This is a genomic window from Streptomyces sp. NPDC093221 (assembly GCF_044753885.1).
Taxonomy (GTDB): domain Bacteria; phylum Actinomycetota; class Actinomycetes; order Streptomycetales; family Streptomycetaceae; genus Actinacidiphila.
Map to the genome: position 1 here is coordinate 1310687 of NZ_JBIVOA010000002.1, position 12071 is coordinate 1322757.

Here is a 12071-nt window from a genome sequence, read left to right on the forward strand (position 1 = left end):
ACCGAACCCCGGAACGAATGAGGGTCCCCCCGCACATGATCACGGCACTGTCGGGCGAGACGTCCGACGCGTCCCGCCTGCGCGCGACGGTCGACTTCGTCAGGGAGCAGGACACCGCCACGCTGCTCCGGCTCCTGCTTCCCGGGCTCGACGGCCCGGAGTTGCGGGCGCTGGCGGAGCGCTGCGCCTTCTCGCACGCGGCGCTGCTCGTCTTCCCGTCCGGCCGGGCGGAGTTGGAGGCCACGCTCGCCGACTGCGGGCTGGTCGCGGACGCGCCGCCGACGCCGAGCGTCGTCGTACGCGAGCGGCTGGCCGTACGGCACAAGCGGCGCGCGGCGGAGCTGGACGTCGCGATTCTGCGGCCGGCGGTGGAGTGCCGGGACGGGGTACGGCGGACGGTCGAGGTGTTCGCGCTGACCGTGCCACCGGGCTCCGGCCTCGGCGAGGTCGCGGCGTACGAGCGGGAGCGGCAGCACGAGACGCATGTCGCCTTCGAGGTCAAGGCACCGGACCCGCTGATGCTGCGCGGTCTGTGCGCGGCCTTCGGGCAGTACGGCGCGACGCCCGACGGCGGCGGCTACAACCCGCACGAGAACGGCACGGTGTTCTACTTCGCCGCGCCCGCCGAGGCCAAGGCCGGTTACGGGCGGGTGGAGTTGTACGTGCCGGGCGACCACCGCGACCTGCTCGACGCGCACTTGGAGGCGCATCGGGCGCGGCAGCCCGCCGAGACCTTGCTGCGGCTGCTGACCGGGGCGTGGACGACGCAGGCGCTGGCCGCGTTCGCGCGGCTGGGGGCGGCGGACGCGATGGACGGGGAGCGGGGCGTCGGCCTGCCCGAACTGGCCCACACGGTCGGCGCGTTGGCACCCAACCTGGCCACCTTGCTGCGGTACCTCACCATGCTCGGCGTGGTGAGCGAGGACCGCGACGGCTTCCGGCTCACGGACGCCGGCGGGCTGCTGCGGGCGGACGCCGAGGGGTCGATGCGGTCGCTGGCGCTGATGTACGGGGGGCCGTTCTACGCGTCCTTCGCCGGGCTCGACCACACCGTGCGCACCGGACAGGTCGCCTTCGAACGGCACTTCGGCGAGAACCACTTCGAGCACTTCGCCCGCGATCCCGAACTCGCCGGGCTGTTCGACCAGTCGATGGCCGCCGGCGCCCGGATGTTCGACCCGCTGCCCGACCACCCGGTCCTCGTCGCGGCGGCCGGAGCGGCGGCCGGAAGGGCGGCCGAAGCGGCGGCCGAAGGAGCCGAAGGAGCCACCGTGGTCGACATCGCGGGCGGCAACGGCGAACTGCTCGGCCGAATCCTTTCCGCACACCCCCGCCTGCGCGGTGTCCTGCTGGAGCGCCCGCACACCGTCGAGACCGCCCGCCGCCTGCTCGGCGCGGCCGGTCACACCGGGCGGTGCGCCTTCCTCCCGGGCTCCTTCGCCGACGTGCCCGCGGGCGGCGACGTCTACGTTCTGTCCCGCGTCCTGCACGACTGGGACGACGACCGCTGCCGCGAGATCCTGCGGCACTGCGCCCGCGCGATGTCCCCGACCGCCGAACTGCTCGTCGTGGAACGCGTCCTGCCCGACGACGGCTCGGCCTCCCTGGCCACCGCCTGGGACCTGCACATGATGTGCAACGTCGGCGGTCGAGAACGCCGCGCCGACCACTACGCCCGGCTGTTCGCCGACGCGGGCCTCACCCTTGTCGGCCGCTCGCCCCTCCCCCTGGACGGCACCGTCCTGCACGTCCGCAGGGCCTGAGCCGCGCCCCCGCACACGAAGCCGAAGCCGAAGCCATAGCCATAGCCGTAGCCGAAGCCATAGCCGTACCCATAGCGGTAGGAAGGAACCCGCCACGGGCGCACGGCTCCAGGAGCCGTGCGCCCGACGCGTCAGCCCTTGACGCAGACGACCTGCTTCAGCTTGGCCACCACCTCGACCAGGTCGCGCTGCTGGTCGATGACCTGGTCGATGGGCTTGTAGGCGGCCGGGATCTCGTCGACGACGCCGGAGTCCTTGCGGCACTCGACGCCGCGGGTCTGGTCCTCCAGATCGCGGGTGGTGAAGCGGCGCTTGGCCGCGTTCCGGCTCATGCGGCGGCCGGCGCCGTGGGAGGCGGAGTTGAACGCGGCGGAGTTGCCGAGGCCGCGGACGATGTAGGAACCGGTCCCCATGGAGCCGGGGATGATGCCGTGGTCGCCGGAGCCCGCGCGGATGGCGCCCTTGCGGGTGACCAGGAGGTCCATGCCGTCGTAGCGCTCCTCCGAGACGTAGTTGTGGTGGCAGGAGATGACCTCGTCGAAGGTCGGCCGGGCCTTCTTGAACTCCTTGCGGATGACGTCCTGGAGGAGCGCCATCATGATGGCGCGGTTCTTCTTGGCGTACTCCTGCGCCCAGAACAGGTCGTTGCGGTACGCGGCCATCTGCGGGGTGTCCGAGACGAAGACCGCGAGGTCGCGGTCGACCAGGCCCTGGTTGTGCGGGAGCTTCTGCGCCTGGCCGATGTGGAACTCGGCCAGCTCCTTGCCGATGTTGCGGGAGCCGGAGTGCAGCATCAGCCATACGGCGCCGGACTCGTCGAGGCAGACCTCCACGAAGTGGTTGCCGCCGCCGAGCGTGCCCATCTGCTTGGTCGCGCGGTCGGCGCGGAACCTCACGGCCTCCGCGAGCCCGTCGAAACGGTCCCAGAAGGAGTCCCAGCCGGAGGTCGCCATGCCGTGGAAGCGGCCGGGCGCGACCGGGTCGTCGTGCATGCCGCGTCCGACCGGAATCGCCTGCTCCACCTGGGAGCGCAGCCGGGAGAGGTCGCCGGGCAGGTCGTTCGCCGTCAGGGAGGTCTTGACCGCGCTCATACCGCACCCGATGTCGACGCCGACCGCCGCGGGGCAGACCGCGCCGTGCATCGCGATGACGGAACCGACCGTGGCGCCCTTGCCGTAGTGGACGTCCGGCATGACGGCCAGGCCCTTGATCCACGGCAGCGAGGAGACATTGCGGAGCTGCTGCATCGCGACGTCCTCGACCGTGGTCGGGTCCGTCCACATCCGGATCGGCACCCGGACACCCGGCACCTCGGTATAAGACATGACAATCCCCCGTAAACGGCAAAATCAAGGATGCCTCACGCGATAAAACCGCCCCAAGAGGTGGTTTGGGTGAAGCTTGCGGTAGACATTGTGTCCACGGCGCACCCGCTCACGCCAAAGGTTTAGCGCGCGGGAGCGGCAGAACCTGAGGGGAAGGGGGCCCGCCCAGTGCGGTCCACGCGAAGTGTCCCGGCGGCGCGAGGTGCCCAGGCGACGCGACGTGCTCCGGCGGGACGCGGCCTCCCGGCCGCCGTCGGCACGGCCGTGACCGCGGTGGCGCTGGCCCTGGCCACGCTCGGCGCGTGCACCGGCGGCGGGGACTCGGCGGGTTCCGCCTCGGACCAGAAGGCGCAGCTCGCGGGCGGCGGCAGTGCGAGCACGGTCTCGCCCGCGCCGCCCGGCAAGTACCAGACGCTGCCCGCCCCCTGCACGGCCGTCGGCCAGGAGCTGCTCAAGTCCCTGGTTCCCGCCGTCCCCGACGTCGCGGGCTCGGAGTCGCTCACGTACGACACGGACCGCCGGGTCGGCTGCTCCTGGCGCGGCACCCGGGCCGACGGCACGTCGAACACCCTGAAGATCGACCTCGAACGCGTCGTGTCGTACGACCCGGCCGTCAGCGACGAGGTCCAGGCCGACCTCGACTTCTCCAACGAGGCGGCCGACGCCTCGATCCCGCCGCTGTCGTCCTCCGCCACCCCGAGCGGCCAGCAGACGACCGCCACGCCGACCGGCGGTACGACGAACGGCAACAATTCCACCACCGGCAGCGGTACGAACGGCGGCAACGGTACGAGCACGGGGTCGGCGACGAGTTCCGGCACGGCCGGTGGCGGCGGCACCGACCTCCTCCCCCGCCGCCTCACCGATGTGGGAAACGCCGCATTTATCAATGACGTCCTCAAGCCCCACGCACAGCCTCCCCGCCGCGACGTGACACTGGTTTTCCGCACCGCCAACGTCCTGGTGACCGTCACTTACGCGGAGTCGTCACCCCGTGGCAGTACGCCACCGGACAGCGCTGACCTGCAAAAAGGCGCCCAGCAGGTCGCGGAGCAGCTCCTGAGTAAAGTCAAGGACTGACCGGGGGCCGACAGCGCGGCCCTTTAGGGTGACCCCCATGGAACGTCGACACACCGCCTCCCGCCTCGCTCTGCTGCTCGCCTGTGCGGCCGTCCCCGCGATGGCTCTCGCGGGATGCTCGTCCGGTTCGGGATCATCCGACGCGAAGTCCTCGGCCTCCTCCTCCACGGGTTCCGGCCCGTCCGGCGGCTCGGCCACCCCGACCCTCGCGCCCGCGAAGTTCGCCGCGCTCCCGGCGTCCTGCAAGGCGATCACGCAGGCCACCGTGAACGCGCTGGTGCCCAAGGCCAAGACGCCCGGCGGCACCCCGGTGAAGTCCGACGACATCACCTCGCGCGCCGGCTGCTCCTGGACGGGCAACGGCAAGGACGGCTACCAGTACCGCTGGCTGTCGGTCACCCTTCAGCGCTTCACGTCCTCCACCGCGCTCGGCACGGCCGAGGACCAGGCGAAGAAGCGGTACACCGAGCAGGTCGGCACGTTGAACCAGGTCCCCGGCGCGGCCTCCGCCACCCTCACCGGCCTCGGCGACCAGGCGGCCTCGGTGGTCAGCAAGGCCACCGTCGCGAAGGTCACCTCGCAGAACGACTCGGTGGTCGTCCGCAGCGGCAATGTCGTGGTCCTGGTGGAGTTCAACGGCGCGGGCCTCGAGGGCAAGAAGAACCCGTCGGCCGGCGACGTACAGAGCGGTGCGCAACGGGCGGCCAAGGAGGCCGTCGCGGCGGTCGCGGCGGCGAACGCGTAACAACTCCCGCTCCCCTCGCCCCGGTATTCGCGCGTTTGTACGGCGTTCGTTCGTCAACGCCGCGCCTCTCCTTCTCACCCGTATGGCAGTCTGGGGCCCGCCGGAGCCGGTACGGCTCCGGTCCGCCAGTGAGGCTGGAGCCAAGGGGTAGGAGGGGTCGCGGGTGGCCGCGATACGTTTGACCCGGACGCACCGCATATTGATCGGCGTGGTCGTCACCGGAGCGGTGGTGATCGCGGGGATCGGCTTCGCCGGTTCGTACGCGGCCGTGCGCTCGCTCGCCCTGGACAAGGGCTTCGGCTGGTTCGCGAACGTCTTCCCGATCGGCGTGGACGCGGGCATCGTCGTCCTGCTCGCGCTCGACCTGCTGCTGACCTGGCTGCGCATCCCGTTCCCGCTGCTGCGGCAGACCGCGTGGCTGCTGACGGCCGCGACGATCGCCTTCAACGGCGCCGCCGCCTGGCCCGACCCGCTCGGCGTCGGCATGCACGCGATCATCCCGGTGCTGTTCGTGGTCTCGGTGGAGGCCGCCCGGCACGCGATCGGGCGGATCGCCGACATCACCGCCGACAAGCACATGGAGTCGGTGCGCATCACGCGCTGGATCCTCGCCCCCATCCCCACCTTCCGGCTGTGGCGCCGGATGAAGCTGTGGGAACTGCGGTCGTACGAGGAAACGATCCGGCGCGAGCAGGACCGCCTGGTCTACCGGGCGCGGCTGCGGGCGCGGTACGGCGTCGCCTGGCGTCGCAAGGCCCCGGTCGAGGCGATCATGCCGCTGCGGCTGGCGAAGTACGGGGTGCCGCTGGCGGAGACGGCCGACGCCGGACTCGAAGCGGCGGGCATCGAGATCACGCGCCCCGCCAAGGAGTTGACGGCCGGGCCCGAGTCGGCCGCGCCGATCGCGGCGGAGGCCGCGGAGCCGGTGACGGCGGCGCCGTCGAAGGCCGCCGCGAACGGGACGGTCAACGGGGCGGTGAACGGGGCGGTGAACGGCCATGTGAACGGCCACGCCCTCCCGAACGGCGTTCCCGACCTCGCGGCCGAGGCGGCTGCGGCCCTCGCGGAGGCGGCCCGGCAGCAGCAAAGCGCCCAGCAGAACGGACTCGCGGGCGGACAACCGTCCGGACAGCAGGCGGGGCAGCAGGACGGGCGCCAGTTCCAGCCGCAGTCGGAGTTCGAGCACCAACAGGCGTACGAGCAGCGGCAGTTCGAACAGTTCCAGCAGTATCAGCAGTACAACCAGCAGCCGTACCCGCAGGAGTGGCCCCAGCAGGACATGCCGGGCGCGCACGACAGCCCGTGGTTCGCCGCCGCCCAGCTCCAGGCCCAGCGCGAGCAGCAGGCGTTCATGGCGCAGCAGATGCAACAGGCCCAGCAGCAGGGGCAGCAGGGCCAACAGATCCAGCAGCAGCCGGAGCCGGAGCAGCCGCAGATCATGGTCCCGGCCGGCCCCAACCGGTCGCGCCCGCTGGGCGGTTCCGGACTGAACGGCAGCGCCGCCGCCGCGCAGCAGCGCTTCCAGCAGGGCCCCGAGCCGCAGTACGCCGCTCCGGAGCCGGAAGCGGTGCCCGCACCCGAGCCGGAGCAGCCTCCGGCGCCGGAATTCGTCTCGGGCCTCGAATTCCCCGACGGCATCTCGCAGGACGAGGCGTTCTTCGGCGCCTACCGCCGCTACGTCCGCGAATTCGGCACCTTCCCCAATGCCCGGCAGTTCGCCCGCTACCTCTCCGACATGTACACCGGTACGCCGCCGGAGGAGCGCGAGCTGGTCCCGTCCCTGCGCGACCTGCGCTACCGCTTCCAGTCCGAGTCCGACACCGAGCACATCCCGTAGACCGGGGGCCGTGAACCACAGGCCGCAGGCCGGGGGCCACGCATACGACGGGGGCGGAACCGCGGTCGCGGTCCCGCCCCCGATGCCGTACGAGCCCCTACGCGCCCTCGCCCTCGCCCGCGCCCAGCAGCGTGCGGACGCGGTCGGCGCCCACCGCGAGGAGCAGCGTCGGAAGGCGCGGACCGGTGTCGCGGCCGACCAGCAGCTCGTAGAGCAGGGCGAAGAACGACCGCTGGGCGACCTTCAGCTCAGGAGTCGGCTTGGCGTCCGGCTCAAGACCGGCCAGCACCTTGGGCACGGCGTAGACGAGGGTCGTCAGACCGTCCAGCGACCAGTGCGAGTCGAGGCCGTCCACCAGGAGCTTGAGCCCGGCGCGCTCGCTGTCGCCGAGGGCGGCGAGGCGGGCGGTGTCGGGCTCGGCGCGCACCACGGTGCGCTGCTCGGCCGGCACCTGGGTGGTGATCCAGGACTCGGCGCGGTCGAGCCGGGGCCGCACCTCGTCCAGCGAGCCGATCGGCCGGTCCGGGTCCAGCTCGGTCAGGATGCGCAGCGTCTGGGCCTCGGCGCCCGCCGTGATGTCGGCGACGGACGCCAGCGTGCGGTACGGCAACGGCCGCGCGGTACGCGGCAGCTCACCGGCGGCGGTGCGGGCGGCCCTGCTGTGCGCGGCGACGTCGGCCGGGAGCGCGGTGCCCTCGGCGACCTTCCGCTCCAGCGCGTCCCACTCGTCGTAGAGCCGCTGGATCTCCTGGTCGAAGGCGATCTTGAAGGACTGGTTGGGGCGGCGGCGGGCGTAGAGCCAGCGCAGGATCTGCGGCTCCATGATCCGCAGCGCGTCGGCGGGGACGGGCACACCTCCCTTGGACGACGACATCTTGGCCATGCCGGAGATGCCGACGAAGGCGTACATCGGGCCGATCGGCTGCTTCCCGCCGAAGATCGGGCCGACGATCTGCCCGCCGACCTGGAACGACGAGCCCGGCGAGGAGTGGTCGACGCCCGACGGCTCGAAGATCACGCCCTCGTACGCCCAGCGCATCGGCCAGTCGACCTTCCACACCAGCTTGCCGCGGTCGAACTCCTCCAGCCGGACCGTCTCCCCGTGCCCGCAGGCGCAGGTGTACGTCAGCTCGGTCGTCTCGTCGTCGTACGCGGTGACCGTGGTGAGGTCCTTGCCGCAGACCGCGCAGTACGGCTTGTACGGGAAGTAGCCCACGCCGGAGCCGCTGCCGTCGTCCTCGCCCGCCGCGCCCGAGCCCTCGGCGGCCTCCAGCTCGGCCGCGTCCACCGGCTTCTGCGACTGCTGCTTGGCCGGGGCCTTCTTCGTCCGGTACTGGTCGAGGATCGCGTCGATGTCGGCGCGGTGCCGCACCGCGTGCAGGATCTGCGCGCGGTAGGCGCCCGCCTGATACTGGGCGGTCTGGCTGATGCCGTCGTACTCCACGCCCAACTCGGCCAGCGACGCGGCCATCTGCGCCTTGAAGTGCTCCGCCCAGTTCGGATACGAGGACCCGGCGGGCGCGGGCACCGAGGTCAGCGGCTTGCCGATGTGCTCGGCCCACGACTCGTCGACCCCGGGGATGCCGACCGGGACCTTGCGGTACCGGTCGTAGTCGTCCCAGGAGATCAGGTGCCTGACCTCGTGCCCGCGCCTGCGCACCTCGTCGGCGACCAGGTGCGGGGTCATGACCTCGCGCAGATTCCCGAGGTGGATCGGGCCCGAGGGGCTGAGCCCGGACGCGACGACAACGGGTTTCCCGGGTGCGCGGCGCTCCGACTCGGCGATGACGTCGTCCGCGAAACGGGAGACCCAGTCGGCCTCGTTGCTCTCAGCCACGGTCCTCTTCTTCCTGAGGGTTCGATGGGGGTGTTCCGACGGCTCCGATTCTCCCAGACATCCGGCCCCCGATCGCCAGCGGATAACCCGGCCTGTGGATAACTCGCCCGCTCCGTCCCCACCTGTGGATAACCGGCTCGGCCCATCGGGGCTCGCGTGGGACACTGGGACCTCGCCTCACCGCGAGGCGAAGTCCGCTATCCACGACACACGGAACGGCACACCCATGGCCTCGGTCACCTCCCTGTCCGCTTCACTCCAGCAGCGTGTCTCGGCCGCCCTCGCGGCCGCCGTGCCGTCGGCCGACGGTGCCGACCCGCTGCTGCGCCGAAGCGACCGGGCCGACTTCCAGGCCAACGGCGTGCTGGGCCTCGCCAAGAAGGCGAAGGCCAATCCCCGGGAGCTGGCCGCCGCCGTGCTGGCCGGGCTGCCCGCGGACGGCCCCGACGGCCTGATCGGCGAGATCGAGGTGTCAGGACCCGGCTTCCTCAACATCTCGGTCACGGACACCGCGATCACCGCCAACCTCGCGCTGCGGGCAGCGGACGACCGGCTCGGCGTACCCCTGGCCGAGCACCCCGGCACCACCGTCATCGACTACGCGCAGCCGAATGTCGCCAAGGAGATGCACGTCGGGCACCTGCGGTCCTCCGTCATCGGCGACGCGATCGTGCGGATTCTGCGGTTCAGCGGCGAGACGGTGATCCCGCGGCACCACATCGGCGACTGGGGCACCCAGTTCGGCATGCTCGTCCAGTACCTGATGGAGCACCCGGACGAGCTGGAGAGCACACAGACCACCGCGGACTCCGCGGTGGCCGGTGAGGCGTCGATGTCCCGGCTCGACCGGCTCTACAAGTCGTCGCGGACGCTCTTCGACTCCGACGAGGCGTTCAAGGACCGGTCCCGCAAGCGGCTGGTCGAGCTCCAGTCGGGCGACGCGGAGACGCTGAAGATCTGGCAGTGGCTGGTCGACGAGTCGCTGATCTACTTCCACTCCGTCTACGACAAGCTCGACATCGCGATCCAGGACGAGGACATCGTCGGCGAGTCCGGGTACAACGACATGCTGGTGGAGACCAGCGACCTGCTGGAGAAGTCCGGTGTCGCGGTCCGGTCCGACGGCGCGCTGTGCGTGTTCTTCGACGACATCAAGGGCAAGGACGGCGAGCCGGTCCCGCTCATCGTCCGCAAGTCCGACGGCGGCTTCGGCTACCCGGCCACCGACCTGTCGGCGGTGCGGGACCGGACGCAGAATCTGCACGCCACCACCTTGCTGTACGTAGTGGACGCCCGGCAGGCGCTGCACTTCCGGATGGTCTTCGAGACCGCCCGGCGGGCGGGCTGGCTGACCGACGAGGTCACCGTCAAGCACATCCCGTTCGGCACGGTGCTCGGCAAGGACGGCAAGCCGTTCAAGACCCGGGCGGGCGAGAGCGTCAAGCTGGAGGACCTGCTGGACGAGGCGGTGGAGCGGGCGACGGCCGTCGTCAAGGAGAAGGACACCAAGGGCGAGCTGTCGGACGCGGAGGTCGCCGAGCGCGGCGCCGAGGTCGGCATCGGCGCGGTGAAGTACGCGGACCTGTCCACGTCCCTGGGCCGGGACTACGTCTTCGACCTGGACCGGATGGTGTCGCTCAACGGCGACACGAGCGTGTACATCCAGTACGCGTACGCCCGGATCCAGTCGATCATCCGGCGCTCGGGCGACGCGCGGCCCGCGGCCCACCCCGAGCTGCCGCTGGCACCCGCCGAGCGCGCGCTGGGGCTGCTGCTCGACGAGTTCGGCGAGGCGCTGGCCTCGACGGCGGAGACGTACGAGCCGCACAAGCTCGCCGCGTATCTCTTCTCGGTGGCCTCGGCGTTCGCGACGTTCTACGAGCAGTGCCCGGTCCTCAAGGCGGACAGCCCCGCCGTGGTGGAGAACCGGCTCTTCCTCTGCGACGTCACCGCCCGCACCCTGCGGCAGGGTCTGACGCTGCTCGGTATCCGTACCCCCGAGCGCCTCTAGGAGCTAGGACCCCTCGGGCCCCTCCGGCTCGCGGAAGATCGCCGCTGTGTCGAAGTCCCCCTGGACGACGTCGTAGGCGAGCGCCGCGAGCCGCAGGTGGTGCGCGCGGGCGTAGCGGCGGAAGGCGCCGAAGGCGTCGTCCACCGACAGACCCCAGCGCTCGGCCAGCACGCCCTTGGCCTGCTCGATCACGATCCGGTTGGTCAGCGCGGTCTGGAGCTGCACGCGCTCGACCTGGCTGCGCTCCAGGGTCCGCTGCTGGAGGATCGCGATCGTGGCGATGTCCGCGAGCGCCTGCGCCAGCAGCCGGTCCTCCTCGCTGATCGGCGTCGACTCGCGCTGGAAGAGGCTGAGCGCGCCCACCACCCGCTGCCGCAGCCGCATCGGGAAGGCGTGGGTGCGGACGAATCCGGCCTCGGTGGCCCGCGTGGTGAAGTGCGGCCAGCGGGTCCGGGTGATCGGCGCGGTCAGGTCCACGTCGATGCGGGCGTCGCCGGTGCGGAAGCACTCCACGCACGGGCCCTGGTCGTGCTGGGACGCGAAGAGTTCCAGCAGCCGGGTGCTCTCGTCGGACGCGGCCAGCGGGTGCAGCGTGCCGTGCTCGTCCACGAGCAGGATGCCGACCGTCGCGATGTCCAGCAGTTCCGCGCAGCGCTGGGCGAGCCGCTGGAGGAAGTCGATGATGTCGAAGTCGTCGGTGAGCGAGTCGGCGACCTCCACGAAGACTTCGGTGAGGCGTTGCACACGCGTCATGGGGATCAGTCCTTGTCTGCTGCGGTGGAGGGGAGGGTGCCGTCGCCGTTGACATCGAGGCGCAGCCGTCTGGCCACCACATCATGCGCCACGACGCGGATGGGCCGCCCGCTCCGGAAGGCGTGCGCCCGCAGCCGCAGGAGCGCGTCCGCGAGCGGGAGGCCGAGTTGCACGCTCGCCATGCCCGCCGCCTGGTGGACGACGGCGCTGTACAGCGTGCCGGGCAGTTCGGCGCCGCCCTCGTCCCCCAGGTAGCGGGCGGCCAGCGCGTCGGCGAGGACGAGGGCGTCGCCGGTCTGTTCGGTGCCGAGCGCCCCGGCCGTGGCGCGTACGGCGGTCAGCACGCCGATCCGGATGGCGCCGAGCGCGATCGGGAAGCAGAACACCGCGCGGACCGGCAGCCGTTCGGCCTCCGGCACCAGCGCGGGCCAGCGGTCGGCGCGCACGCGGCGCAGGTCGGGTGCCAGGACGGCGTGGCCGGTACGTACGGCGTCGGCGGCCGGGCCCTCGCCGACCGTGTACTGCAAGTCCTCGAAGGCACGGCTCAACGGGCCGGAGCACCAGAGCACTTCGGCCGCCTCCCGGCTCCCCGGGGTCTTCCGCGGCGAGGTGTCCCCCGCCAGGGCCGTCGACACGCCGTCCACCCCGAGCGCCACGGCCGCGAGACGCGCCCGCTGCGGCCACTCGCCCCGGCGCAGCGACACCAGTGCTTCCGCCATC

9 protein-coding genes are annotated in these 12071 nt (G+C 71.7%); 5 read left to right on the forward strand and 4 right to left on the reverse strand.

The window, feature by feature from the left end:
- Window positions 1–35 precede the first annotated feature (35 nt).
- On the forward strand, window positions 36–1763 hold the full coding sequence (locus tag ACIQCJ_RS11845; protein ID WP_402711251.1) for a methyltransferase: 1728 nt from the start codon (window positions 36–38) through the stop codon (window positions 1761–1763).
- A 131-nt stretch (window positions 1764–1894) separates the two neighbouring features.
- On the opposite strand, the gene ACIQCJ_RS11850 is transcribed toward ACIQCJ_RS11845, so the two are convergent.
- The gene (locus ACIQCJ_RS11850; protein ID WP_355340599.1) at window positions 1895–3088 is read right to left on the reverse strand and encodes an RtcB family protein; all 1194 of its coding nucleotides are present in this window, start codon (window positions 3086–3088) and stop codon (window positions 1895–1897) included.
- A 168-nt stretch (window positions 3089–3256) separates the two neighbouring features.
- On the opposite strand from ACIQCJ_RS11850, the gene ACIQCJ_RS11855 reads away from it, so the two are divergent.
- The 3 genes from ACIQCJ_RS11855 to ACIQCJ_RS11865 all read left to right on the forward strand — a co-directional run bounded on the left by ACIQCJ_RS11855 (window position 3257) and on the right by ACIQCJ_RS11865 (window position 6750).
- On the forward strand, window positions 3257–4168 hold the full coding sequence (locus ACIQCJ_RS11855) for a hypothetical protein (RefSeq protein WP_402711252.1): 912 nt from the start codon (window positions 3257–3259) through the stop codon (window positions 4166–4168).
- Window positions 4169–4205: 37 nt separating this feature from the next.
- On the forward strand, window positions 4206–4913 hold the full coding sequence (locus ACIQCJ_RS11860; protein WP_355340604.1) for a DUF3558 domain-containing protein: 708 nt from the start codon (window positions 4206–4208) through the stop codon (window positions 4911–4913).
- A 163-nt stretch (window positions 4914–5076) separates the two neighbouring features.
- Window positions 5077–6750 carry a DUF2637 domain-containing protein gene (locus tag ACIQCJ_RS11865; protein WP_402711253.1) on the forward strand — a complete coding sequence of 558 codons (1674 nt, stop codon included), beginning with the start codon at window positions 5077–5079 and terminating at the stop codon, window positions 6748–6750.
- Between the two features lie 97 nt (window positions 6751–6847).
- Here ACIQCJ_RS11865 and lysS read toward each other — a convergent pair whose 3' ends face one another.
- Window positions 6848–8587 carry a lysine--tRNA ligase gene (gene lysS / locus ACIQCJ_RS11870; RefSeq protein WP_391052005.1) on the reverse strand — a complete coding sequence of 580 codons (1740 nt, stop codon included), beginning with the start codon at window positions 8585–8587 and terminating at the stop codon, window positions 6848–6850.
- 226 nt (window positions 8588–8813) lie between these two features.
- On the opposite strand from lysS, the gene argS reads away from it, so the two are divergent.
- Entirely contained in the window at window positions 8814–10598 is a 1785-nt protein-coding gene (gene argS, locus ACIQCJ_RS11875) for an arginine--tRNA ligase (RefSeq protein WP_391163534.1), read from the forward strand.
- 3 nt (window positions 10599–10601) lie between these two features.
- On the opposite strand, the gene ACIQCJ_RS11880 is transcribed toward argS, so the two are convergent.
- Together ACIQCJ_RS11880 and ACIQCJ_RS11885 are read right to left on the reverse strand one after the other, a co-directional pair.
- Entirely contained in the window at window positions 10602–11351 is a 750-nt protein-coding gene (locus tag ACIQCJ_RS11880) for a GAF and ANTAR domain-containing protein (protein WP_355340616.1), read from the reverse strand.
- A gap of 5 nt (window positions 11352–11356) precedes the next feature.
- Window positions 11357–12070 carry a GAF and ANTAR domain-containing protein gene (locus ACIQCJ_RS11885; RefSeq protein ID WP_401308983.1) on the reverse strand — a complete coding sequence of 238 codons (714 nt, stop codon included), beginning with the start codon at window positions 12068–12070 and terminating at the stop codon, window positions 11357–11359.
- Window position 12071 lies beyond the last annotated feature (1 nt).